Origin of the sequence: Salegentibacter flavus (assembly GCF_900115145.1) — a bacterium.
GTDB classification, from domain to species: Bacteria; Bacteroidota; Bacteroidia; order Flavobacteriales; family Flavobacteriaceae; genus Salegentibacter; species Salegentibacter flavus.
Window position 1 is genome coordinate 32,907 of the sequence record NZ_FOVL01000019.1, and the last position, 24,141, is coordinate 57,047.

The window sequence follows — 24,141 nt, forward strand, 5'->3', positions numbered from 1 at the left end:
ACAGCTGCGGCGTCTTTTTTATTTTTGCTGAAATATGGAAATATTAGGAATTAGTCTTACCGATTGGATTGGCTATATCGCCTCCTTTTTTGTGGCGATATCTTTCTTTATGAAAAACATCATCACGCTTAGGATCGTGAATTCCATTGGCTGTATTGCTTTTATAATTTACGGAGTATTGATAGATTCGTGGCCGGTAATTGCCACCAATGCCATAATTGTTGGAGTGAATATTTATTACCTGTTCATCCATAAGACTACTCGCGTACTGGCAGATGAAGTAAAGCCATAGCCCTACGACTTCAGAAGGGGAGTGGAAGACTGTTCTCAGAATTATTACCTATATCCTGCTAGCTGGCAGCACTTTGATTTTAAAGGAATTGGGCTGGGGGCTTCTAAACCGATTTCTGTACCACCTCAAATACCCTTTGCCCGTCACATTTCAAGGTTTTAGAAGGATATTTCAGTAAGAGCGCATAATCGTGTGTGGCCATTAAAATAGTATTGCCGTTCTTGCTTATCTCCTGAAGCACTTCCATCACTTCTACTGAAGTTTGAGTGTCGAGATTCCCCGTTGGCTCGTCGGCCAGAATGAGTTCCGGGTCATTAAGCAGTGCTCTCGCAATAGCCACTCGTTGTTGTTCTCCTCCTGAAAGCTGATATGGATATTTAAATCCTTTGCTTTTCATTCCAACTTTATCCAGTACCTCATCGATCTTATGTTCTATCGCTTTCTGATCTTTCCACCCAGTGGCTTTAAGTACAAAAAGCAGGTTATTTTTTATATTGCGGTCGGTGAGTAGTTTAAAATCCTGGAATACTACTCCCAGTTTCCGGCGTAAATAGGGAATATCCTTTTCCTTAAGGGTTCTAAGGTTATAGTCTACTATGGTGCCTTCGCCTTCGGTAAGGGGGAGGTCCCCGTAAAGGGTTTTCATAAAACTACTTTTTCCCGTTCCGGTCTTACCGATAAGGTACACAAACTCACCTTTGTTTACGGTTACATCAACCTCTGATAAAATAAGGCTTTCCCGTTGATAAATTGCGGCATTTTTAAGGTCCAGGATGGTCTCTGACATAGATTTATGATTTAAGGGTAAAAGTAAGAACTAATTTTACATAGTCAAACAGGTTAAAGCCTAAGATTGTTTCTGAATAACGGGAATAATAAAATTGAAATTGTGAAAAACAATTGCTTATTTTTATAGTCTGTAAATACCAAACTCTATGAAACCAGTATTATTAGTAATCGTAACTCTTATTTTTTCCATTAATTTTACATCAGCCCAGAAAGCTGATGCCTTGCACCCTATTGTTAAAGGTTTTGGAGGCGTCTATGAGATCGAGGATGCAGTTGAGATACCTGAAAATAAAAAAACGAAGATCCTGGTTGATCTGATAAAGGCCGAAACCAACAGAGGTAACCCCGCTGCTGAACCTGATTTCTCGAAACCCATCTGGGGACTTATAAATACTGCTCGTTTATTAAACCTACACGGCGTTGGGGGAGTATCAAAGGAAAATCTGGAAGTTATTGTGGTGGTTCATGGGACAGCAGTAATGTCTCTTTTCGAGGATAAATCCTATCAGGAATTTTTCGAAACCAAATACGATAATCCAAATCTGCCAATCCTGGATGCATTGCACGAAGCCGGAGTCAGGGTTGTGGTGTGCGGACAATCTCTTTTAGCCAGAGATATTAAAAAAGACCAATTATTCGAACATACAGAAATAGCACTTTCAGCATTAACTACAATCTCCAAAAGAGTGCAGGAGGGTTACGTGGTTTACAATTTTTAATCAGGCTTAAATATCTGGCTGATAGATAGCTGTATTTTTCTTATTAAGTTTATTTCTTTTAACTCCTTGCTTCATTCAGGATTATCCTTTCCGGAAGCAAAGGAGGAAATCCTATTTTTTTGCTCTTAACATAATTATCACTTTAAACCTGCGTTAATAAAGCAGCGTTTAAATATCTTTGAACATCAACTTAAATAAATATTCATGAGACTTAACAAGGCATTCCTGCTTATTGCTTTCCTTTTTCTCTCTGTTTCGGGAATCGCACAGCAGTCGGCAGCTTATACTCACGAGCTGGCCGATTTTAACCGTGCGCTCGAGCTTTATAACAATCAACAATATCTTGCTGCCCAAAACCTTTTTGATGAGGTAATGGATGAGACCGAAGACGAAAAGATAAAAGGCGATTGCGCTTACTATATCGCCAATGCTGCGGTTCGGCTCAATCAACCCGGTGCCGACAGGCTAATGGAGCGCTTTGTAACCCGCTATCCAACCAGCACAAAAACCAATACAGCCTATATTGATGTAGCCGATTATTATTTCGAAACCGGAAAATATTCACTTGCCCGTAAATGGTATGATAAGGTAGATGAGAATAGCATGAGCCGTAAAGACCGCGAACGCTATTATTTCAATAATGGATATGCTTATTTTAGAGCAAATCAGTATGATCAGGCAAAAACCTACCTGGAGCGGGTGCGCGATTCCCAGGAATATGGTTCCCAGGCGAAATATTACATAGGTTATATGGCCTATGAAGGTGATGATTACGAAGAAGCCAACGAAAATTTTGAACAGGTTAAAGACAACGATCGCTACAGCGAAAACCTTTCATACTTCCAGGCCGATATGAACTTCAAACTGGGGAATTTTGAGGAAGCCATTAAATTAGGGAAAGAGCAACTGCCAAATTCAACAAGGATAGAACAATCTGAACTTAATAAAATAATTGGGGAAAGTTATTTCAACCTTCAGCAATATGAGGAGGCTATTCCTTATCTGAAGGAGTATCGCGGAATGCGTGGAAAGTGGAATAACACCGATTACTATCAACTTGGATATGCCTATTACAAGCAGGGCGATTATGAGAAGGCGGTTTCAGAATTCAATAAAATCGTTGATGGTAAAAATGCCGTGGCTCAAAATGCCTACTATAACCTGGCCCAGAGTTACCTGAATCTGGACAAGAAGCAGGAGGCATTAAACGCTTTCAAAAATGCCAGTGAAATGGACTTTGATGCTAAAATAAAAGAAGATGCGCATCTTAATTACGCCAAACTCAGCTATGAGATTGGAAATTCCTATGAGAGTCCTTCGCAGGTGCTTATTACTTTCCTGGAAACCTATCCTGAATCTGAAGCAAAGCCTGAAGTTGAAACCTTGCTCATAGATTCTTTTATCACCTCAAAGAATTATGAGGAAGCGATGCGACTTTTGGAGAACAACCGCAACTTCAGCGATAAGCAGGCTTACCAGAAAGTAGCTTACTACTACGGTTTGGAGCTTTATGAAGAAGGAGACTATCAGGAAGCTATCAAAAACTTTGAAAAGGCTCTGTCTGAACCACGCAATCCGAAGATCACTGCGCAGTCAACCTACTGGAAAGCTGAGAGTGAATTCAGCATTAACCGAATTGACGATGCGATCATTGGGTACCGGGAATTTAGTGGAATGAGCGCAGCCCAGGGCACCCCTGAAATGGAAAATTTAGACTATAATCTTGGTTACGCTTATTTCAAAAAAAATGAATATGCCCGTGCTGCCGATTACTTCAAGAAATACTCTTCAGATAATTCCAAGGATAGCGCAAGGAGAAATGACGCCTTGTTAAGGCTTGGGGATAGTTATTTTGTGACCAGTCAATACTGGCCGGCAATGGAAGCTTACAATAAGGCAATAGATAATAATGTCTCGAACAGCGATTATGCAGCTTTTCAGAAAGCGATCAGCTACGGATTTGTAGGGAGAAACGAGACAAAGATCGAGGAATTAAACAGTTTTGTAAACCGGTACTCCCGTTCATCTTACCGCGATGATGCTTTGTACGAATTGGGGAACACTTATGTGGCGATGAACAATACTTCCCAGGCTATTCAGGCTTATGATAGATTGATCAGGGATGTTTCAGGAAGTTCTTTCGTACCGAAAGCTATGCTGAGAAAAGCTTTGATCTATTATAATTCAGATCAGGGTGAAAAGGCGCTTACCGACCTGAAGAGGATTGTAAACGATTATCCAAATACTCCTGAAGCGATGCAGGCCGTTTCTACCGCAAGGATGGTATACGTAGATCTTGGGCGTACCGATGAATATGCCAACTGGGTTAGAAATGTAGATTTCGTTGAGGTGACTGATGCCGATCTTGACAATACAACCTATGAGGCTGCCGAGAATCAGTATTTTAACAACAATAATGAACGAGCCATCAGCGGTTTTGAGAAATACCTTCAGAGCTTCCCAAATGGGATTCACTCGATTAATGCTAATTTCTATCTCGCCCAGCTTTATTACCGCCAGGGCAGCAAAGACAAGTCTGAAAGGCATTATGAATTCGTGGTGAACAAACCTAAGAACGAATTCACCGAGCAGTCTTTAGCGAGATTATCAGAGATCAAACTGGGAAAAAGTCAGTACAACGAGGCTGTGCCCTTACTGGAAAGACTTGAAAAAGAGGCCTCTTCCGAAGAGAACAGGATCTACGCCCAGTCTAATTTGATGAAATCTTACGATGAACTGAATAGACCCGATTTAGCGGCTTCCTACGCCGAAAAAGTGCTTGGTAATTCACAAGCCGATACCCGTGCAAAAACTGATGCGCAACTAATCGTTGCCCGTTCGGCTATTAAAAATGGGGATGAAGCCCGTGCTAAAGCCGCATATGCTGAAGTGCAAAAGAATGCAACTGGAGAACTAGCTGCCGAAGCGCTGTATTATGATGCCTACTTTAAACATAAAGCCGGGAATTATGAAGCCTCTAATGCTGCAGTACAAATTCTTGCAAAGGATTTCTCAGGCTATAAGCGTTGGGGCGCAAAAGGCCTCGTGCTGATGGGTAAAAACTTTTACCAGCTTGATGATGCCTACCAGGCCACCTATATCCTGGAGAATGTGATCAATAATTTTGAGAACTATCCGGACATCGTGCAGGAAGCCAGAACCGAACTATCACGTATAAAAGCTGAAGAGGCCAAAACCAACTCTTCAGTAGAAACAAATAATTAAAAGTCACTCAATCTACCTGAATATGAATAAAGTTTCGATAAAAGGAAGTCTGTTTTTAAGTTTATTCTTGCTAAGCGGAGTTCTTTTTGCCCAGGACCCCATTGGAAGTGAAACCGTTACAGTAATAAAGCCATACACTCCCGAGGTGGGGGATGCCAATAAAATAAGAGAAAGTCCGGTTCGTGCAGATTCAGTTGATCTGGAAAAGAAGCCGGTGAAGTACAGCATATTTTCTGTGCCGGTTGCTTCAACTTTCACCCCTTCCAAGGGACGTGCTACAACGGTGGAACGATCCAGGCCAGTAAAAGTTTACGATAATTACGCTAGCCTTGGCTTCGGAAATTACACCAATGTCCTTGCTGAGTTTTACAGTAACCTGGAGGTTAACCGAAGCGATAACTTCGGGATTTATCTTCGCCACAACTCTTCTCAGGGAGGAATAGACGGGGTTGTTCTGGAGAATAAGTTCTATGATACCGAAATGAACCTCAGTTATACCTCCCGCAACCGTGATATGGGTTGGAAAACTGAGGTGGGAGGAGAACACCAGTTGTTTAACTGGTATGGGCTGGATCCATCGGCTAACCTGAGCGATAACCAGATTGCAGCCATAGATCCTAAGCAGAATTACTATTCGGTGTATGCAGGCGGGGAAGTTGAACTTTACGATTCTTTCTTCGATAATGCTGAAGCTACTTTCAGGCATACGGGTGATTCCTATAAAACAGCCGAGAACCATCTGGATGCCACAGGTACTTTTGAATTCAATATTGCCGATGAGCTTATCACCACAAATATCTATGCCGATATTTTAAATATGAAATTTGAGGAGACCTATTTCAACAGCGCTTCAGGCATGGATCACACCTTTATGAATTTCGGTATAAATCCGAGTTTGTTGGTGTTGAGAGATGATCTTACCCTGGATCTTGGCCTGGCCTTCTTTTACAGTTTGGATGCTGAGAATTCAGACAATAATTTTTATATCTACCCAAGAGTTTCAGCGAGCTATCGCCTGGCGGGGGAATATTTTACGGCCTATGCCGGGATAGAAGGAGATCTGGAGCAAAACACCTATTATAATTTTGTTCAGCAAAACCCATATGTGTCGCCAAATACAGAGATACGACCTACCAATAAGGAATACAATGGCTACGTTGGAGCCAAAGGTAAGTTGAGCAATAGTATAGGCTATAACCTGAGAGGTAGTTATATCTCTGAACTCGATAAGAGTTTATTCCGAAGAAATCCTTACGGGAGTATTGATAATGACAATGACTACACCTACGGAAACTCATTTAATGTGCGTTATGATGATGTGAGAACTCTTTCGGTTTTTGGGGAGTTAAGCGTGGATGTGAATCGCGATTTCAGACTTGCGATAAACGCTGAAGCTTTTGATTATTCTACCGATACTGAAACCGAGGCCTGGAACCTGCCTGATTTAAAAGCTTCATTAACCGCCGATTACCAGATCACCGAAAAATGGTATGCTGGAACTAATATTTTCTACGTTGGTGAGAGAAAGGATTTGCGCAGTTTTGGAGATCCGCAGCTAATGGACACCGCACCGGAAACCATCAACCTGGATTCCTATCTTGATTTGAATGCGCATTTGGGGTATCGATTTAACGATCAGCTTTCAGCTTTTGTAAAAGGGAGTAACCTATTGAATAATGATTATATGCGCTGGACTAATTTCCAGGTGCAGGGCCTTCAGGTCCTGGCAGGGGTAACTTATAAATTCGATTTCCAATAAAGCATTTCTTCATTAAAATTTAAAAGCATTCCGGTTTTTGGGATGCTTTTTTATTTTAAATCATATATAATTTTAAAGAATTCCGGATTATTTCTGTATTTCATATGGTATTTTTCTGGAATTCAGGATTTTATTGTTTTTCCGCAGTTACATTACTTAACATTTAGGCAACATTAATAACTAAAAAATAACATAATATTGCATCGCATAAATTTTAACCTATTTCTATTCCCAAATTTAAATGGCGAAGGCAAAAAAATTTAAAAGAGAAGACCGGAGTAAACCGTATTTGAATATACTGGACGTTCTGGTAAAGGAGAGAACTTTCCTGGCAATTGTAATTATAGGTATTATCATGGCCGGGATTGCTTCCGGTTATGCCCAGGCCGGAATGTGGCTGGGATTCTTTTTTGCAGCCTACGCGACAGTTGCTAACGATAGTATACAGTCTTTAGGTACTTTTATTGAAAGTAATAAAGCAAAGCGATGGTGGGTTTTATGGCTTTTTGTAGGTAGTATTTTCCTATTAACTGTTGGTTTTAGTTGGGTGGTTTTTGATGGGGACGTAACCTATCAAAGACTATTAAGCCCCGATGGTACCTCAAAATATCCACATCCTGAACATTTTAGTTTCTGGCAGATTATCGCCCCGCTGGTACTGCTTATCCTTACAAGGATGAGAATGCCGGTTTCTACCACCTTTCTTATTTTAAGTGTTTTTAGTGCTGATACTTCAGGAATCACTTCGGTAGTTTGGAAGAGCTGGAGCGGTTACATAATGGCTTTTATCCTGTCTTTCCTGGTATGGTATTTTTCATATAACATGATCAAAAAATACTTCAAAAGCCGGAAAGCACACGGTGCCTGGACAGCGGTACAATGGACGGTTAGTGGGACGCTGTGGGCCGTATGGGTGATGCAGGATGGAGCAAACATAGCCGTTTTCCTTCCGCGGCAGCAAAGTTTGTTTGAATTTATAATTTTTGCCTTAACGATCTTCTTTGGACTTGGACTCTTGTTTTACCTTCGTGGGGACAGGATCCAGAAGGTTGTTAGTGAAAAAGTGAGGATATCCGACATTAGGGCGGCAACCCTGGTGGACCTTACTTATGTAATCCTGTTAATCTATAAGCTTTTTATTAGTACCGTGCCAATGAGTACCACCTGGGTATTTCTGGGGATAATTGGAGGTAGAGAGATTGCTATTAGTCTTGCCCGAACCAAGAAAGGCAAGAAACACCGTAAGATAGCCGGTAAGATGATTTTCAGGGATTTTGCCTATGCGATGACCGGATTGTTTATTTCGGTTGCTCTTGCAGCGGCTGCAAACCCCGGAATCAGAGAGGAAATCGGTAGAACAATTTCAAATCTATTTTAAGCTGAATTAATAAATAAGAGAAAAAATGCGCCTTACCTTAGGCGCATTTTTTATTTTTAGACAAAATTATTTAAAATGAAGAAGTTATTACTTGTATTAGGGCTTGGCATTTTTCTGGTTTCCTGTAATTCTGAGGAGAAACAGGAAGCAGATCTTCTGGTATACAACGCTAAGGTTTATACGGTGAATCCAGATTTCGAAACATCTGAAGCCTTTGTGGTGAAAGACGGTAAATTCTTGGCAACTGGTACCGCCGATGTTCTTAAGGAGAAATATAAAGCAAAAGAAAGCCTGGATGTAGGTGGAAAGGCTGTTTTTCCGGGTTTCATTGATGCTCACGCGCACTTTTTCGGGCTTGGTCTTCAGCAGCAAAAAGTAGATCTAACCGGCACTAATAGTTTTGAAGAGGTCGTGGAACGAATCGTGGATTTTCAGGAAGAACGCGATGCCGATTTCATTACCGGCCGTGGTTGGGACCAGAATGATTGGAAGGTGAAGGAATTTCCTGTTAAAGACACCCTGGACCAGCTTTTTCCAGACACTCCCATTGCCATCACTCGAATTGACGGGCACGCGCTCCTGGCAAACCAGGCCGCCCTGGATCTTGCCGGAATTACCACAGAAACCCCTTTTGAAGGAGGAGATATTGAACAGAAAAACGGCGAATTAACCGGTATTCTCGTAGATAATCCAATGGGGTTGATAGGAAACGCGCAACCTGCTCCTTCTCGTAAAGAACAAATTACTGCACTCCTTGAAGCCCAGGAGATATGCTTTAGCTACGGACTCACTACTGTAGATGATGCGGGGATTAATAAGAGCACCGTAGAACTCATCGATAGTTTACAACAAGCTGGTGACATGAAGATAAGAATTTACGCCATGCTAAGTAATACCACAGAAAACCTGGATCATTATCTGGATAAAGATCCTATAAAAACCGAAAGACTTAATGTTCGTTCGGTTAAGTTTTATGGTGATGGGGCATTGGGTTCAAGAGGTGCTGCATTAAAAGAAGAATACAGCGACCGTCCGGGACATTTTGGAGCTTTGCTCTCTTCTCCTGAGGAATTTAAAAAAACAGCAGAAAGAGTAGCGAATTCGAAATTTCAACTAAATACGCATGCAATTGGAGACTCAGCTAATTACCTGGTACTGGAAACCTATGATAAGTTACTTCAGAAGGGGGAAGATCGACGCTGGAGAATTGAACATTCGCAGGTGATCGATGAGGAAGATTTTAAATATTTCAGCAAAAATATCATTCCTTCGGTACAGCCAACTCACGCGACTAGTGATATGTACTGGGCAGAAGATAGATTGGGTGAGGAGAGAATAAAAGGAGCTTATGCTTATAAAAAACTTTTGGACCAGGCAGGAGTACTGCCTTTAGGCACCGATTTCCCTGTAGAACAGGTGAGTCCGTTTCTAACCTTTTACGCTGCCACAGCCAGGCAGGATACCGATCAGTATCCTGAAGCTGGGTTTATGAAAGACCAGGCGCTTTCCCGGGAAGAAACCTTAAAGGGAATGACCATCTGGGCTGCCTATGCTAATTTTGAAGAGGAAGAAAAAGGAAGTATAGAGGCCGGGAAATTTGCCGATTTTATTATTCTGGATAAGAATATTATGGAAATCGATGAGCAGGAAATTCCAGAGGTAAAAGTACTGGAAACTTATGTGAACGGGGAAAAGGTAAACTAATCCAATTAGCCAAATTGACTATCTTTACAACTCAAAAAATCATAAAAAATGAACGACGGATTATATGCAAAATTCCATACCAGCAAAGGAGAGATCGTTGTTGAACTGGAATATGAAAAAGTGCCGGGAACGGTAGGAAATTTTGTTGGTCTTGCTGAAGGAAACCTGGAAAACCAGGCTTTTCCGCAAGGGAAACCTTATTACGACGGCTTAAAGTTTCACCGGGTGATCCCTAATTTCATGGTTCAGGGGGGAGATCCTCAAGGGACAGGAATTGGTGGACCGGGTTATAAATTTGAAGATGAGATCCACCCCGATCTTAAACACGATACTCCCGGAAAATTATCTATGGCTAATGCCGGTCCCGGAACCAATGGGAGTCAGTTCTTTATCACTCACATAGAAACGCCCTGGTTAGACGGAAAACACACTGTTTTTGGAAGTGTAATTGCCGGCCAGGATGTGGTTGATGCGATAGAGGAGGGAGATGAGATCAAAAAACTGGAGATAATGAGAGTTGGGGAGGACGCAGAACAATTCAATGCTGTGGAATCTTTCAGAATATTTAATGGTGCCAAAGCTGAACGTGAAGCCGCTGCTAAAAAGCGGGAAGAGGAGCTTATGGGAGAACTCTCTCAGGGTTTCAAAACCACCGAAAGCGGACTAAGGTATAAGATCGAAAAAGAAGGTGACGGGCCAAAAGCTGAAAAAGGAAAAACCGTATCGGTGCATTACAAAGGTATGTTGGCAGACGGCACTGTTTTCGATTCTTCCTATAAAAGAAACCAACCGATAGATTTTCCACTTGGTGTGGGGCACGTGATCGCTGGTTGGGATGAAGGCATTCAGTTATTGAAAGTTGGAGATCAGGCACGTTTTGTAATCCCTTCACATCTTGGGTACGGAGATCGCGGCGCCGGAGGAGTTATTCCGGCAAATGCGAGTCTTGTATTCGATGTGGAACTTGTAGCTGTAAAATAACAGCAGGTTTTAAATAATAAAAACCTCACAGTTTTAAGGCTGTGAGGTTTCTCTTTTTCTAGGTTTATGGAAATCTATTTTGAATCCGGTTGCGGAGTCATCCTTAAGTAAGGCCTTATTTCTTTAAAACCTTTTGGGAACATTTTTTTCGCCTCTTCATTGGAAACCGATGGGCTAATCACTACATCTTCCCCTTTCTTCCAATCGGCAGGGGTAGCTACCTTTTGGTATGCGGTAAGCTGAAGAGAGTCAATTACCCTAAGCAACTCCTCAAAATTACGGCCTGTACTTGCCGGATAGGTAATCATCAGTTTTATGGTTTTGTCTGGCCCTATTACGTAAACCGAGCGCACCGTAAAAGTATCATCTACTTTTGGATGAAGCATATCATATAATTCAGAAACCTTGCGATCTTCGTCAGCGATTATAGGGAAGTTTACCTGGGTATTCTGGGTCTCATTTATATCTTTAATCCACTTTTTATGAGATTCTGCATCGTCTACACTTAAAGCCATAACTTTAGTGTTGCGCTTGGCAAACTCGTCTTTGTATTTTGCCACAGCTCCTAATTCAGTAGTACATACCGGGGTGAAATCGGCAGGGTGAGAAAACAAAACTCCCCAGCCATCACCAAGATAATCGTAAAAATTTATTTTTCCTTCTGAAGTTTCCGCATCGAAATCCGGTGCTTTATCTCCTAATTTTAAACAACTCATATCTTTATAATTTTAATAATTAAACTTCCTGTAAATTTAAGAAATCGCTATTCATATAAACTGCGAAATATCAGCCTTTAGCAGAGTTTAAGAAAAGATTAACGGGTGTATGAATCTAATTAATCAAAGGCGGGAAACGTGTAAAGTAGGAGCTCGATTTTATTTATACGGTAAATTAGAGCTGAGGATTATCTTTCCATTTTATGTTACATCCCACACTGGGTTTTTGCTTATCAGATACCTTTTTATTTGACAGTACAGCATCCATAGCTTCTCTAAGGTCCCGGCCATTTACCGGAATCCCGTTTCCCGGGCGGGAGTCGTCGAGTTGCCCGCGGTAGATGAGTTTTAACTCCTCATCAAACAGAAAGAAATCAGGGGTGCAGGCTGCCTTATAGGCACGCGCTACTTCCTGACTTTCATCATAGAGATAAGGAAACGAGAACTGATGTTTTCTAGCCATCTCCTGCATATTATCGGGGTGATCGACGGGGTAATTTTCTACATCATTGCTCATTATCGCGGCAAAACCAAAGCCCTGCACGCGGTAATCTCCTTCCAGTCTTACAATTTCCTCATTCACATGTTTCACAAAAGGACAGTGGTTACAGATAAACATTATAAGAGTGCCTTTGCTGCCTCTTATCTCTTCCAGGGTATAGATATTTCCGCTTATCACATCTCTAAGGCTGAAATGCGGAGCTTTAGTGCCTAAAGCAAGCATATTGGACTGGGTACGGGACATTTTTTCTTTTCTTATAAATTTACAAATTATCGTGAGTTTATTCCGATTTGTTTATTTTTCCTGAAAATTTAGTGCAATGGAGATTTCCTGGAAAGATTTTGAAAAAGTAGACATGCGTATTGGGACTATAATCGAAGTTCTTGATTTTCCTGAAGCCCGGATTCCTGCCTATAAGATGAAGATAGATTTGGGACAAGAGTTGGGAATCAAAAAAACTTCAGCACAAATCACCAAACGCTATAAAAAGGAGGAATTACTAAATCGGCAAATCGTGGCCGTGATTAATTTTCCAAGAAAACAGATCGCTAATTTTATGAGTGAATGTCTTGTCCTGGGAGCCGTAGGCGAAAACAATGATATCGTATTGCTTCACCCTGGGTTACAAGTCGAAAACGGCCTGCGAATAAGTTAAAATAAACGAAACTTCTGTGATTTATGTGGCATAAAAAAAGGCCGGAAGTAAAACTTCCAGCCTTTAAACTTTTACTACAATTTTTTACATCTCATCTCCAAAGAATATCGCATTCATAAGGAGTTTGTTGGTTCCAAACCAAAATGCTCTGAAGTTAGTGTTATCAGTGAACAATATAACATTCCCCCGTTTCATTCCGGTGTGCTTAAATGGCACTGTTCCCGCGATAGAATCAAGGTTAGGTTTGCTTATATAACCACTTAGTAATGGTTTTTCTGAGTATTTTATAGGGTTTTTATAACTCTGTTCATCAGCTTTAATGAAAATCGTGGTATTTCTGAAGAGCGCAATTTTATCATCTTTATAACCGAAATTTACCGGATGAGAACGGTCGGTATTGGCTTCAAAGATAGCGCCGCCAATGCCTTGAGCCCCTGTAAAATCCCTTCGATCTTCAAAAGAAACATTCTCGGCTACCAAAGTATCCTTCTTGATTTCCATCTCCATGAAACCGTGACGTTTGAACCAGCGAGCCATATTTCGGTAACCTATAAGAGTTCCTCCGTTTTTTACCCAGGTTTTTAATTTATCGGCTTCATTTTTGCCAAGGCTATTTCCCCAGGTATTCGGAATAATGATATCGGTATAGCGGCTAAGATCGGCATTGGAGAAACTGCGGGTATCCAGCTTTGTGATCTTCATATCATAACGCTGGTCGAACAAATGCCAGATTTCGCCGGCATCATAGGGAGTTATCCCATCGCCAACAATCAAAGCAACACTCGCGGGTTCCAGCGCCCTGAACTGTCTGCTACCAAGGTTAATGCCATTGGTAAGACCTGTATTGATAGCGCTTATCTCTACATTGCTTTCTTCGGAAACCTTTTGAAGGAATTCGTGAAGTTCTGAAGCATCAAGCTTCTGGTTTTGAACCGGGATTAAAATGGTACCGTAATCATATTTTTTATCGCCGTTGCTGAACTGTTTCATCCCAACCTTGGCGCGAAGATCTTTTTCCAAAATCATATTCAGCGCCTTCGGGGCATAGAAGTCATGCCATTCCATCAGGTAGGCATATTCAGACTTTTCGGTAGCAGAGATTTCAGGTTTTTGGAGTTCCTGGATCTCATTTCCAGCATTTCCTATTCGTACATTTTCAGCAAAATCAAGATTGAAAGCCATGGGGAAATTCCAGGCCGAGATGTCATAGAAAAGGCTATCCTGAAATTCGGTCCTTTTTTCAAACATAGCTTCCGCCAAACGGTGTTGACGCTGATCTTTTGGCACTACATAGGTACTACCTTTTTTAAATTGCTTTCCACCGGATTCAAAATTCTCTTTTAATTCGTGAACTTTCACCTGATGTTTTTTCAGAATTTTAGCAAGTTCGTAAGCCGAAGAGGCATCTTTAGTACTTCCAAAAACCCAGGCTCCTTTCCCTGCTGAATTTCTTGCATTCGTGTAAAATTCACGCTGGTAGTTCAGCAGTTTAACCCGCATATTTTTAGCGGCTTCCAGGGTTGAAAGTGCTGCGGTTAATTGATTTCTAATAGTGAAAGGGAAGGTGAGTATTCCGTTGTCGGTTTCCTGGGCGTGACCTCTTGAGCTGGCCTGTTCAAAAAGGATTCCGATACTTCCGTTAACATCCGGGAAGGTAGAGCCTTTTCCGTAGTAAAAATCATCGTAATCCTCTTCGGTGTAATAGAAAGAACCTAGTTCATCAAAAGCTGCAGCATGGTAGGTGCCTATTTCCCGGGTTAGATCCTGGTTGATATCGGGAGTTAAGGGATGCGTCCTGGAAGGGATTCCGGGCTGAAAGAAAAAGGTGGAATTAGAACCCATTTCGTGATGATCGGTTAAAATATTGGGGTACCACTTGTGAAAGGTAGTTAGTCTGACCTGAGATTCGGCTAGTTGTACGGGAAGCCAGTCCCTGTTCATATCGAACCAGTAGTGGTTGGTACGTCCTCCCGGCCATACTTCCCGGTATTCGCGGTCCTGGGGATCGGGGTTTATATTTTTGCTTTTGTTGGTGTTAGCCCAGTAAGCAAAGCGTTGAAGTCCATCGGGATTAAAAGCGGGATCAAAGAGGATAATGGTATTTTGAAGCAACTCTTCAATTTCAGGGCCCTCAGCAGCGGCTAGGTGATAGGCTGCAATTAGTGCTGCGTTGGAGCCGCTGGCCTCATTCCCATGAATAGAAAAACCCTGATTCACCACTACCGGCATATCCTCAGTATTAATAGTAGAAGCATTTTCTTCTGTTAGGGCCAGATGGTTCTTCCTGATTTCCTCTATATTTTCATGATTCTCTTCCGAAGTTATGGTAAGGAGGATTAATGGTCGCCCTTCGTAGGTATGACCTCGTGTTTCCATACTGATGCGGGGAGAAACCCTGTCCAGTTCCCTCATATAATTAAGAAGGAGATCATGACTTACATGCCATTCTCCGGGGATATAACCAAGAATTTTCTGTGGTGTAGGAATCTCCTGGTTGTAGGTGACATCTTCTGGTAAATAATAGGAAAGACTAAGGTCTTTTTCCTGGGCCTGAAACTGTAGGCAAAAAAGTAAACTTAGGACCGTAATAAAGTATCGCATATTAAATTGTTTTTAAAAACCTGAAGATAAAAAAAACCGTCCGGAAAGATCGGGACGGCTCTAAGATTTAATTTTTCTGAAGTAATTTTTTAGATGTCGTCAAAACTCACATTTGTGAATTTTTCCGCCGGGGTTTCTTCTCCGTTTTCAGAAGTCTCGTTGTCGTAATCCTTCTTGTAATCTTTTTGATGTCGCTCACTAATTACTTCCTCTCCTTTTTCAGAAACGATGAAATCGGTCATTTCCTGAAGGATTTCCTGGAATCCGGCAAAATCTTCTTTGTAAAGGTAAATTTTGTGTTTTTTGTAGAAAAAAGAACCATCGTCGTTGGTGAACTTTTTGCTCTCAGTAATGGTGAGGTAATAATCATCGGCACGGGTCGCTCTTACATCAAAAAAATAAGTTCTTCTTCCGGCCCTTAACACTTTAGAGAATATTTCTTCTTTCTCCATCATTCCATTATCACTCATAAATAGATTCTTTAATAGTTAGTTTTTGTGTAGCTCAAAAATCTAAAAATTTTTAACATTCCCCAAAATTATTTCACATTTCTTTTTCATTTAACTGTTTTGCATAAAGTTCTTTATAATAGCCTTCCTGATTTAATAATTGGGAATGAGTGCCTTGTTGAACTATCTGGCCGCCTTCCAGGATTATAATTTTATCGGCATTTTTTGCTGAAGAGATCCTGTGACTTACAATGATGGTGGTTTTGTTAGTGGAAATACGAAAAAGATTACTTAAGATCTCTTCCTCCGTTTCTGTGTCTACCGCTGATAGACAGTCATCAAACAATAATATTTTCGGATCGTGAATTATAGCCCGGGCAATGGAAACCCGTTGTTTTTGTCCTCCGGAAAGGGTTATCCCGCGTTCTCCTAAAACGGTATCATAACCTTTACTGAAGCCTACGATGTTTTTATGTACCGAGGCATTTTTAGCTGCTTCGATAATCTCCTTGTCGGTCGCATCGGTTTTTCCGAATTTGATATTGCTTTTTATGGAATCGCTAAAGAGAAAAGCGTCCTGTGGCACGTAACCTATACTTTTTCTAAGACTTTCCAGGTTAAGCTCCTGAATGTTGCGGCCATCGATAGTGATTTCTCCGTCTTCCACATCGTAAAGTCTTCCTATAAGTTCCAGGATGGTAGATTTGCCCGCTCCGGTTTTTCCGATTATGGCCAGGGTTTCTCCACTGTTAACTTCAAAAGAAACATTTTTTAGTGCAGTGATGTTGGTGTCATCATAGGTGAAATTTACATTTTTAAAAGCTATATCACCCTGAATATCATCCGGGGTTTGCTTTGGATTGGTGATTTCTGGTTCTTCATCAAGAAATTCATTTATACGCTCCTGCGAAGCTTCTGCCTGCTGCACTAAAGAGGTTACCCATCCAATAGAAGCTATTGGCCAGGTTAACATATTTACATACAGCAGGAATTCTACAATCACCCCCAGGTCTATAAGACCATTAATATATTGCCGGCCACCAATATAAATTACCAGCACATTGCTAATCCCGATAAGTAAAACCATAAGGGGAAAGAAAAAGGCCTGCACTTTTACCAGGGCGATATTTTTGTCGCGGCTTCCGTTAGAAAGTTCGGTGAAATTCTCATTGGTTTGTGATTCTATGCCGTAGGACTTTATCACTGCGATCCCGCTAAAACTTTCCTGGGTAAAAGTGTTTAACTTAGACAGGTACTGTTGAACTACTGTACTTCTTTTATGGATGGCAACACTAATTTTATAAATGGCGAAGGAGAGTACCGGGAGAGGAAGCACCGTATACATGGTGAGTAAAGGAGCAGCCTCAATCATAAAGATTAACACCACCACGCTGGAGGTGAGGGTAGTAACGCTATACATTAGCGCGGGACCAAGATACATGCGTACTTTGCTTACATCTTCGCTAATGCGGTTCATAAGATCTCCGGTTCGGTTCTTCTTGTAAAAATTAAGCGATAGTTCCTGATAATGTTTATAGACCACATTTTTTAGATCAAATTCGATATGCCGCGAAACCACAATAAAGGTTTGGCGCATGAGGAATGTGAAAAAAGCGGCGATAAGTGTTGCTCCGATAATGAGTAGAATATTCCATGCGAGTTCATCTCTTACAATCTGAATATCGGTAATCTCTCCATTGATGTAATTTTCAATAATATTGGTAGACCTACCCGCGAGCGGTATATAGAACAACGCGAAGATTCGCGCTGCCACCGTAATGATAAAACCAATTACCAATCTCCATTTATATTTGAGAAAAAATTTATTGAGGGATTTAAGGTGTTTCATTCAGAATAAACCAAATTTCTGAGAATATGCCATTTTAACAGGTCTTAAAATCCTCTTTATTAAATTATTGATTATTTTTGCTAAACGATTTTCAGAAATATTGAAAATCATAAATTTAAAACCTTACAAGTTATGCAAGTTGACGTTCTAAACGCTAAAGAGCTTGAAAAAGCCGCACCGGTCTTCGGACAGCTTTCTTTTGACAACCATGAACAGGTGGTTTTTTGTAACGACAAAGATACAGGATTAAAAGCAATAATTGGAATTCACAATACAGTTTTAGGACCTGCCCTTGGTGGTACCAGAATGTGGAACTACAGCAGTGAATGGGAAGCCCTTAATGATGTGCTTCGGTTATCGCGGGGGATGACCTTCAAGAGTGCGATCACAGGCCTTAATCTTGGTGGTGGGAAAGCGGTAATTATTGGTGATGCTAAAAAAGATAAGACTCCTGAGTTAATGAGAAAATTCGGAGAGTATGTTCATTCGCTAGGCGGAAGATATATCACTGCGGAAGATGTAGGAATGGAAACTTCAGATATGGATACAGTAAGAGAGGTAACTCCTTACGTAAGCGGAATTTCAGAATCCAAAGGTGGTTCTGGTAACCCGTCTCCAATTACAGCTTACGGTGTGTATATGGGAATGAAAGCCGCTGCCAAATATAAATTCGGAAGCGATAATCTGGAAGGTAAATCGGTAATGGTACAAGGTATTGGTCACGTTGGCGAAACCCTGGTAGACTATCTTACTAAAGAAGGTGCTACGGTTTACATCAGTGATATCAATGATGAGCGACTGGAAGAGGTGAAAAATAAATACGGAGCTATTATATTTAATGATACCGATGTGTATAGTGCCGAAGTTGATATTTACGCTCCTTGTGCGCTTGGTGCAACCGTAAACGACCAAACCATAGGCCGACTTAAGGCTAAGATCATAGCGGGAGCAGCTAACAATCAGCTTGCCGATGAACTTGTTCATGGAAAATTGCTTCAGGAAAAGGGTATCGTTTATGCACCTGATTTTCTTATCAATGCCGGAGGAATCATAAACGTTTACGCCGAGCTTGAAAAATACGGGAAAGAGGAAATTATGCGTAAGACTGAAAATATCTACAACACTACTCTGGAGATCCTTCAGACGGCTGAAAAGAATAATATGACCACTCACTTTGCCGCGCTTAAAATTGCTCAGCAAAGAATTGATGACAGAAAAAAACAAAATTTGAAGTAATCTATTTCAAAAGTTTGATATTTTTGCAGGGCGGAAGACAAAATCTTTCGCCCTTTCTAATTCTAAAAAAGTTCTTTTACAGTTATGTTGACAAGAAGACATATTCGGGTTAAGGTGATGCAATCGCTTTACGCCTTCAACCAAAGCCAAAACGATAATCTGGCTACAGAAGAAAAATTCCTGATTAAAAGTATGGAGGAGATGTACGATCTGTTTCTTCTTCAGCTTAGCCTTATTACAGAAATAAGGCAAAATGCCGAAACTTTTTTAGAAAAATCCCAGCAAAAACACCTTGCGACCTCGGAGGATAAAGACCCAAACCGTAAATTTTTAAATAACCGGGTTTTTACACTTCTTAATGAACACGAAGGCTTGCAAGAGGCTCTGGAAAATCGCAAAATCAACCACTGGAAGATGGATGATGAGTATGTAGCTATTATCTGGAATGAGTTAAGACAGAGTGATATGTATGAGAGGTACATGGAAACCCGCGAGTCCAGTTTTAAAGAGGATAAGGATTTTATAATAAGGATTTTTAAAGATATTATTGCGCCTAACGAAAAATTATACGAATATCTTGAAGATAAGAAATTAACCTGGCTGGATGATCTGCCTTTGGTGAATACTGCCATTCTTAAAATGCTTCAGAAATTAAAAGACCAACCCGGACATTCTTTTAATCTACCTAAATTGTTTAAAAGCGAAGATGATAAAGAATTCGCTAAGGAACTATTCAGAAAAACCTATCTCAATGATGAGATGCTGGCCGATGAGATGCTTGGGAAAACCCCCAACTGGGATAAAGACCGTATCGCCGAAATAGATATGTTGCTTATAAAAATGGCGATTTGTGAATTTCTCAAATTCCCTTCGATTCCTGTAAAAGTAACTATTAACGAATATCTGGAATTAGCCAAGGAATACAGCACTCCAAAAAGCAGTATCTTCATTAATGGGGTTCTGGATAAACTTTCTAAAGAATATGCGGAAAACGGGAAATTAAATAAAATAGGCCGCGGCCTTATGTAGCACCGAATTTTTTAGTAATTTTAACCTTTAATCCTAAAAAACAATAAAATGAAAAAAGGAATTTTAATGATAGCAGCAGTAGGGGCGATGCTATTCACTTCTTGTAAGGATAACAACTCCAATGCCTCTGAAAAAGTGAAAGCAGAAAATGTTGAAACCGCAGCTGAACGTGATGCTCAGGCTACTGTTTATCCCGAAATCTCTTTTGAAGAAGAAGAGCATGATTTTGGTAATATCCCAAAGGGTGAAGCGGTAGAACATACCTTTAAATTCACCAATACAGGAAAAGCTCCTTTGGTAATTACCAATGCCAGCAGCTCTTGTGGATGTACCGTTCCAACCTATCCTAAAAATGAATCTATTCAGCCTGGAGAAACCAGAGATATGGTTGTGAAATTTGACGGATCCGGAAAAGGCCAGGTGACCAAAACAGTTACCTTAAACGCCAATACCGAAGCCGGTAAGGAACGCATCAGGATTAAAGCTTTTGTAGAATCTGATGAAAATGCGAGCTAATAAATGGATCAATTAACCCAGTTTGCCCCAATAATCTTAATGTTTGTGGTGGTGTATTTCTTTATGATACGCCCGCAAATGAAACGTGCTAAACAGGAAAAAAACTTTGCTGCCGAACTTAAAAAAGGGGACCGTATTGTCACCAAAAGTGGTATGCACGGTAAGATTGTTGATTTTAGCGAAAAAAATAATTCGGTAGTTATTGAAACCGGTGCGGGAAAGATCACTTTCGATCGTTCTTCCCTTTCCATGGAAATGAGCAGAAAGCTTAACGAGCCGGCCAAACTTGAAAAGGAGAAAAAATAACTATCCTTTACCTACAAAAAACCTCACAGCGTCCTGTGAGGTTTTTTTATGCTCAAATAGCAGATAGTTTTACTGATATCTTTCGGAAGTAAGTTCAGCGATTTTTACGATCACTTCTGCAGCTTTTTGCATACTCTCGACCGGGATGTATTCATATTTTCCGTGGAAGTTGTGACCTCCGGCAAAAATATTAGGGCAGGGTAGGCCCATGTAGCTAAGTTGAGCACCATCGGTGCCTCCTCTGATCGGTTTAATGAGTGGCTCTATATTCACGGCCTCCATCGCATCCTCAGCGATCTCAACAATATGCATTACCGGTTCGATCTTTTCACGCATATTGGCGTATTGATCCTTCAGCTCTATTTCTATACATTTACTACCGTACTGTGCGCAGATCTCATTTTTTAGATCCAGCATCATTTCTTTTCTGGCCTCAAAATGGTCCTTATCATGATCGCGAATAATGTATTCCAGTTGGGTTTGTTCAACATCTCCTTTAATACTACTTAGATGAAAAAAACCCTGACGGCCTTTTGTATGCTCGGGTGTTTCCAGACGCGGGAGGGAATTGATGAAATCCTGAGCAATGTACATGCTGTTCACCATCTTGTCTTTGGCATAGCCCGGATGAACGCTCTTCCCTTGAACTTTTACTATAGCCTGAGCAGCGTGGAAATTTTCAAACTCGAGTTCTCCAATTTGGCTACCATCCATTGTATAGGCCCATTCAGCACCAAATTTCTCCACATCAAATTTATGTGCCCCTCTACCTATCTCTTCATCCGGGGTGAAACAAATTCTTATTTTTCCGTGGGGAATATCGGGATTGTCCAGCAGGTATTGCATTGCTGTCATGATCTCTGTGATTCCCGCTTTATCATCGGCCCCCAACAAGGTAGTCCCATCGGTTGTGATTATGGTCTGGCCTTTGTATTGGGCCAGATCCTCAAAATATTCGGGGGAAAGAATTATGTTTTTTTCCTCATCTAAAACAATATCCTCCCCGTCATAATCTTCAATGATCTGCGGATTCACATTGGTGCCGCTAAAATCGGGAGAAGTGTCAAAATGCGAAATGAAACCTATAACAGGCACTTTGTGAGCTACAGTTGCCGGGAGTGTCGCCATAACATAGGCATTCTCGTCTAGCTCAACATCGCTCATTCCTATTTCGCGAAGTTCTTCGGCTAATTTTCGTGCGAGAACCCATTGTTTTTCAGTGCTGGGAGTGGCGTTGCTGTTGGGATCACTCTGAGTATCTATTTTCACATAGCTCACAAAACGATCTATGATATGCTGTTTATTGGTCATTGGTTAGTAGTTTTGCCAAAAATAGACATTCGATAAATTGCTTCAAAACCTTTTAAGAATAGCCTAAGTTATTTTATGATTTCCTTTATTTTTGCACAAACCAACTACCATGTATAAATCACTTGTGAGATCGCTTTTATTCCACTTCGATCCGGAATGGGTTCATCATTTCACTTTTAAAAGTTTACGAAATTTCGGCAAAGTTCCTGGCCTTTCAGCCTTTCTTCGGAATAAATTTCAGCTGAATGACCCCCGCCTGGAACGGGAGGTCTTCGGGATAAAATTCAAAAATCCTGTGGGTCTTGCTGCCGGTTTCGATAAGGATGCAAAACTCTATAAGGAACTTGATGACCTGGGTTTCGGTTTTATCGAAATTGGGACAGTTACTCCAAGACCACAGCCTGGTAATGAAAAGAAAAGACTTTTCAGATTAAAGAAAGATGAAGCGATCATTAACAGGATGGGTTTCAATAATGATGGGGTGGAGGCTGCGGTAAAGCGACTCAGGGCTAACAAAAATGTAATTATTGGTGGGAATATTGGGAAAAACAAGATTACGCCGAATGAGAAAGCCGTTGAGGATTACAAGATCTGTTTTGAGGCTCTTTTTGATTACGTAGATTACTTTGTGGTGAATGTGAGTTCGCCAAATACTCCAAACCTTAGGGAATTGCAGGATAAGGAACCGCTCACAAATCTGCTGAATAGCCTTCAGCAATTGAATTCAGCTAAATCCAAGCAAAAGCCAATTTTGCTAAAAATAGCCCCCGATCTTACCGATTCGCAATTGCTCGATATCATAGACATCGTAAAGGAAACAAAGATAGCCGGGGTGATCGCTACTAATACCACGATCTCCCGCGAAGGTTTAACCTCTGAAAACAAAAATGAAACCGGCGGACTAAGTGGTAAACCTTTAAAAGACCGTGCTACCGAGGTAATTCGTTTTCTCTCTGAAAAAAGCAATAAAGCATTCCCTATTATTGGGGTAGGTGGGATACATTCTCCTGAAGATGCCCTTGAGAAACTGGATGCCGGGGCAAGCTTGGTGCAGCTATATACCGGATTTATCTATGAAGGTCCGGGTTTAATAAAGAAAATTAATAAGGCAATTTTAGGCAAAAACAGCGAATAAATGAGGAAATTCTACCTGAGTTTTTTATTGTTATGTTTAATAAGTCTGGAAGCCTATAGTTTTTCAGAAACTTCTGAAGTGAGACGAACAGTAATTACCAATGGATTAGGTTTAGGTACGGTAGTAGCTGCGGTTACTTCCTGGGAACGCAACCGATCGGTTTTATTAATGATTATTCACGGGATTTTTAGCTGGCTTTATGTGATTTATTTTTTGCTGACCAGAAAGAAATCTGAAAGAAAATAATTTTGCCAGAGCAAATCATCCCTTTTTTAACGGCCTCCATGATCCTGACTCTTTCCCCGGGACCGGATATTATTTATGTGATGGTGCAGGGGATGGCCAATGGTAAAAAGCATGGGCTTGTAACTGCCCTGGGCCTGGCTGCGGGGATCATTATTCATACCAGCCTGGTGGCGTTTGGGGTTTCGGCGATCATTAAAAGTTCTGAAACCTTATTTTTTATAATTAAGTTGTTCGGGGCATTGTACCTGCTATACCTGGCTTACCGGGTCTTTAAGAGCAATCCTCAAATAGCTTACTCTGCAGAAGGTATTAAGCAAAAGTCCCTTTTCAGCCTGTTTAAACAAGGCTTTATAATGAATGTTTTAAATCCCAAGGTAACGATCTTTTTTCTGGCATTCTTCCCGGGTTTTCTCTGGGAGCCCGAGGGAAATACGGTTTTGCAATTCTATATCCTTGGAGGGATTTTCATGCTTCAAACGATCTTAATATTTGGTTCGGTGGCAGTTCTGGCAGGGAAGATCTCAGCCTATCTTAGACAACATAAATATTCCGGATTGGTTCTAAAGTGGTTACAGATAGTTGTCTTTGTGGGAATTGCTCTTTTTATCCTGTTTTAAACTAAAATTACCCCTCCATTTTTTATCAAAAAATTATCTGAAATCTACTTTTTCCTCTTTCCCTTAGGTGAATTTTATTGAATGGGATATATTTTTAAATAATCCCTAAAATACTATCTTTGGAGG

22 protein-coding genes are annotated in these 24,141 nt (G+C 40.8%); 15 read left to right on the top strand and 7 right to left on the bottom strand.

The genetic code is table 11. From position 1 onward, the window contains the following. The first annotated feature begins 34 nt into the window (after positions 1-34). Positions 35-292, top strand: a complete 258-nt coding sequence (locus BM266_RS13545) for a YgjV family protein (RefSeq protein ID WP_093410641.1) — start codon at positions 35-37, stop codon at positions 290-292. Positions 293-395: 103 nt separating this feature from the next. Here BM266_RS13545 and BM266_RS13550 read toward each other — a convergent pair whose 3' ends face one another. Continuing rightward, on the bottom strand, positions 396-1,079 hold the full coding sequence (locus tag BM266_RS13550) for a cell division ATP-binding protein FtsE (protein ID WP_093410642.1): 684 nt from the start codon (positions 1,077-1,079) through the stop codon (positions 396-398). 148 nt (positions 1,080-1,227) lie between these two features. On the opposite strand from BM266_RS13550, the gene BM266_RS13555 reads away from it, so the two are divergent. The 6 genes from BM266_RS13555 to BM266_RS13580 all read left to right on the top strand — a co-directional run bounded on the left by BM266_RS13555 (position 1,228) and on the right by BM266_RS13580 (position 10,847). Then, the gene (locus BM266_RS13555) at positions 1,228-1,800 is read left to right on the top strand and encodes a DsrE family protein (RefSeq protein WP_093410643.1); all 573 of its coding nucleotides are present in this window, start codon (positions 1,228-1,230) and stop codon (positions 1,798-1,800) included. Positions 1,801-2,004: 204 nt separating this feature from the next. Continuing rightward, positions 2,005-5,025 carry a tetratricopeptide repeat protein gene (locus BM266_RS13560; RefSeq protein ID WP_093410645.1) on the top strand — a complete coding sequence of 1,007 codons (3,021 nt, stop codon included), beginning with the start codon at positions 2,005-2,007 and terminating at the stop codon, positions 5,023-5,025. 22 nt (positions 5,026-5,047) lie between these two features. After that, on the top strand, positions 5,048-6,784 hold the full coding sequence (locus tag BM266_RS13565) for a porin family protein (protein WP_093410646.1): 1,737 nt from the start codon (positions 5,048-5,050) through the stop codon (positions 6,782-6,784). A 241-nt stretch (positions 6,785-7,025) separates the two neighbouring features. After that, positions 7,026-8,162: a hypothetical protein gene (locus tag BM266_RS13570; protein ID WP_093410648.1), complete on the top strand. Its 1,137-nt coding sequence runs from the start codon at positions 7,026-7,028 to the stop codon at positions 8,160-8,162. 75 nt (positions 8,163-8,237) lie between these two features. After that, positions 8,238-9,866 (top strand): amidohydrolase, encoded by a 1,629-nt coding sequence (locus tag BM266_RS13575; protein ID WP_093410651.1) that lies wholly within the window; start codon positions 8,238-8,240, stop codon positions 9,864-9,866. A 48-nt stretch (positions 9,867-9,914) separates the two neighbouring features. Next, entirely contained in the window at positions 9,915-10,847 is a 933-nt protein-coding gene (locus BM266_RS13580) for a peptidylprolyl isomerase (protein WP_093410653.1), read from the top strand. Positions 10,848-10,921: 74 nt separating this feature from the next. Here BM266_RS13580 and BM266_RS13585 read toward each other — a convergent pair whose 3' ends face one another. Together BM266_RS13585 and BM266_RS13590 are read right to left on the bottom strand one after the other, a co-directional pair. Then, the gene (locus tag BM266_RS13585) at positions 10,922-11,563 is read right to left on the bottom strand and encodes a peroxiredoxin (protein WP_093410655.1); all 642 of its coding nucleotides are present in this window, start codon (positions 11,561-11,563) and stop codon (positions 10,922-10,924) included. A 175-nt stretch (positions 11,564-11,738) separates the two neighbouring features. Next, complete coding sequence (locus BM266_RS13590; protein ID WP_093410656.1) at positions 11,739-12,308, bottom strand: thioredoxin family protein; 570 nt, start codon at positions 12,306-12,308, stop codon at positions 11,739-11,741. 76 nt (positions 12,309-12,384) lie between these two features. Between BM266_RS13590 and BM266_RS13595 the strand changes: the two genes are divergently transcribed. After that, complete coding sequence (locus tag BM266_RS13595) at positions 12,385-12,720, top strand: tRNA-binding protein (protein ID WP_093410658.1); 336 nt, start codon at positions 12,385-12,387, stop codon at positions 12,718-12,720. Positions 12,721-12,804: 84 nt separating this feature from the next. On the opposite strand, the gene BM266_RS13600 is transcribed toward BM266_RS13595, so the two are convergent. The 3 genes from BM266_RS13600 to BM266_RS13610 all read right to left on the bottom strand — a co-directional run bounded on the left by BM266_RS13600 (position 12,805) and on the right by BM266_RS13610 (position 17,619). Then, positions 12,805-15,321: a M14 family metallopeptidase gene (locus BM266_RS13600; RefSeq protein ID WP_093410660.1), complete on the bottom strand. Its 2,517-nt coding sequence runs from the start codon at positions 15,319-15,321 to the stop codon at positions 12,805-12,807. An 89-nt stretch (positions 15,322-15,410) separates the two neighbouring features. Next, positions 15,411-15,791: a PUR family DNA/RNA-binding protein gene (locus BM266_RS13605; RefSeq protein ID WP_093410662.1), complete on the bottom strand. Its 381-nt coding sequence runs from the start codon at positions 15,789-15,791 to the stop codon at positions 15,411-15,413. A gap of 73 nt (positions 15,792-15,864) precedes the next feature. Continuing rightward, entirely contained in the window at positions 15,865-17,619 is a 1,755-nt protein-coding gene (locus BM266_RS13610) for an ABC transporter ATP-binding protein (RefSeq protein WP_093410664.1), read from the bottom strand. A gap of 132 nt (positions 17,620-17,751) precedes the next feature. On the opposite strand from BM266_RS13610, the gene BM266_RS13615 reads away from it, so the two are divergent. The 4 genes from BM266_RS13615 to yajC all read left to right on the top strand — a co-directional run bounded on the left by BM266_RS13615 (position 17,752) and on the right by yajC (position 20,706). Continuing rightward, a complete protein-coding gene (locus tag BM266_RS13615) occupies positions 17,752-18,855 on the top strand; it encodes a Glu/Leu/Phe/Val family dehydrogenase (RefSeq protein ID WP_093410666.1) in 1,104 nt (367 codons plus the stop codon). A gap of 84 nt (positions 18,856-18,939) precedes the next feature. Further along, entirely contained in the window at positions 18,940-19,884 is a 945-nt protein-coding gene (locus BM266_RS13620) for a transcription antitermination protein NusB (protein ID WP_093410668.1), read from the top strand. 48 nt (positions 19,885-19,932) lie between these two features. Continuing rightward, the gene (locus tag BM266_RS13625) at positions 19,933-20,400 is read left to right on the top strand and encodes a DUF1573 domain-containing protein (protein WP_093410670.1); all 468 of its coding nucleotides are present in this window, start codon (positions 19,933-19,935) and stop codon (positions 20,398-20,400) included. Between the two features lie 3 nt (positions 20,401-20,403). Further along, the gene (yajC, locus tag BM266_RS13630; RefSeq protein WP_093410672.1) at positions 20,404-20,706 is read left to right on the top strand and encodes a preprotein translocase subunit YajC; all 303 of its coding nucleotides are present in this window, start codon (positions 20,404-20,406) and stop codon (positions 20,704-20,706) included. A 69-nt stretch (positions 20,707-20,775) separates the two neighbouring features. Here the strand turns inward: yajC and pepT are convergent, their stop codons facing one another. Then, a complete protein-coding gene (pepT, locus tag BM266_RS13635; RefSeq protein ID WP_093410674.1) occupies positions 20,776-22,017 on the bottom strand; it encodes a peptidase T in 1,242 nt (413 codons plus the stop codon). Between the two features lie 109 nt (positions 22,018-22,126). Between pepT and BM266_RS13640 the strand changes: the two genes are divergently transcribed. From BM266_RS13640 to BM266_RS13650, 3 genes are read left to right on the top strand one after another with little or no spacing between them, the layout of a single operon-like run. Then, positions 22,127-23,152 carry a quinone-dependent dihydroorotate dehydrogenase gene (locus tag BM266_RS13640; RefSeq protein ID WP_093410676.1) on the top strand — a complete coding sequence of 342 codons (1,026 nt, stop codon included), beginning with the start codon at positions 22,127-22,129 and terminating at the stop codon, positions 23,150-23,152. Further along, positions 23,153-23,398, top strand: coding sequence for a hypothetical protein (locus BM266_RS13645; protein ID WP_093410678.1), 246 nt, complete (start codon positions 23,153-23,155; stop codon positions 23,396-23,398). Positions 23,399-23,400: 2 nt separating this feature from the next. After that, the gene (locus tag BM266_RS13650) at positions 23,401-24,015 is read left to right on the top strand and encodes a LysE family translocator (protein ID WP_093410680.1); all 615 of its coding nucleotides are present in this window, start codon (positions 23,401-23,403) and stop codon (positions 24,013-24,015) included. Positions 24,016-24,141 lie beyond the last annotated feature (126 nt).

What these genes read in the sequence shown, in the direction of transcription:
- BM266_RS13590 (WP_093410656.1), bottom strand. Translation starts at nt 12,308, where the DNA reads ATGTCCCGTACCCAGTCCAATATGCTTGCTTTAGGCACTAAAGCTCCG.
- BM266_RS13550 (WP_093410642.1), bottom strand. Translation starts at nt 1,079, where the DNA reads ATGTCAGAGACCATCCTGGACCTTAAAAATGCCGCAATTTATCAACGG.
- BM266_RS13625 (WP_093410670.1), top strand. Translation starts at nt 19,933, where the DNA reads ATGAAAAAAGGAATTTTAATGATAGCAGCAGTAGGGGCGATGCTATTC.
- BM266_RS13605 (WP_093410662.1), bottom strand. Translation starts at nt 15,791, where the DNA reads ATGAGTGATAATGGAATGATGGAGAAAGAAGAAATATTCTCTAAAGTG.
- BM266_RS13600 (WP_093410660.1), bottom strand. Translation starts at nt 15,321, where the DNA reads ATGCGATACTTTATTACGGTCCTAAGTTTACTTTTTTGCCTACAGTTT.
- BM266_RS13595 (WP_093410658.1), top strand. Translation starts at nt 12,385, where the DNA reads ATGGAGATTTCCTGGAAAGATTTTGAAAAAGTAGACATGCGTATTGGG.
- BM266_RS13570 (WP_093410648.1), top strand. Translation starts at nt 7,026, where the DNA reads ATGGCGAAGGCAAAAAAATTTAAAAGAGAAGACCGGAGTAAACCGTAT.
- BM266_RS13545 (WP_093410641.1), top strand. Translation starts at nt 35, where the DNA reads ATGGAAATATTAGGAATTAGTCTTACCGATTGGATTGGCTATATCGCC.
- BM266_RS13580 (WP_093410653.1), top strand. Translation starts at nt 9,915, where the DNA reads ATGAACGACGGATTATATGCAAAATTCCATACCAGCAAAGGAGAGATC.
- pepT (WP_093410674.1), bottom strand. Translation starts at nt 22,017, where the DNA reads ATGACCAATAAACAGCATATCATAGATCGTTTTGTGAGCTATGTGAAA.
- BM266_RS13615 (WP_093410666.1), top strand. Translation starts at nt 17,752, where the DNA reads ATGCAAGTTGACGTTCTAAACGCTAAAGAGCTTGAAAAAGCCGCACCG.
- yajC (WP_093410672.1), top strand. Translation starts at nt 20,404, where the DNA reads ATGGATCAATTAACCCAGTTTGCCCCAATAATCTTAATGTTTGTGGTG.
- BM266_RS13610 (WP_093410664.1), bottom strand. Translation starts at nt 17,619, where the DNA reads ATGAAACACCTTAAATCCCTCAATAAATTTTTTCTCAAATATAAATGG.
- BM266_RS13575 (WP_093410651.1), top strand. Translation starts at nt 8,238, where the DNA reads ATGAAGAAGTTATTACTTGTATTAGGGCTTGGCATTTTTCTGGTTTCC.
- BM266_RS13560 (WP_093410645.1), top strand. Translation starts at nt 2,005, where the DNA reads ATGAGACTTAACAAGGCATTCCTGCTTATTGCTTTCCTTTTTCTCTCT.
- BM266_RS13640 (WP_093410676.1), top strand. Translation starts at nt 22,127, where the DNA reads ATGTATAAATCACTTGTGAGATCGCTTTTATTCCACTTCGATCCGGAA.
- BM266_RS13555 (WP_093410643.1), top strand. Translation starts at nt 1,228, where the DNA reads ATGAAACCAGTATTATTAGTAATCGTAACTCTTATTTTTTCCATTAAT.
- BM266_RS13585 (WP_093410655.1), bottom strand. Translation starts at nt 11,563, where the DNA reads ATGAGTTGTTTAAAATTAGGAGATAAAGCACCGGATTTCGATGCGGAA.
- BM266_RS13645 (WP_093410678.1), top strand. Translation starts at nt 23,153, where the DNA reads ATGAGGAAATTCTACCTGAGTTTTTTATTGTTATGTTTAATAAGTCTG.
- BM266_RS13565 (WP_093410646.1), top strand. Translation starts at nt 5,048, where the DNA reads ATGAATAAAGTTTCGATAAAAGGAAGTCTGTTTTTAAGTTTATTCTTG.
- BM266_RS13620 (WP_093410668.1), top strand. Translation starts at nt 18,940, where the DNA reads ATGTTGACAAGAAGACATATTCGGGTTAAGGTGATGCAATCGCTTTAC.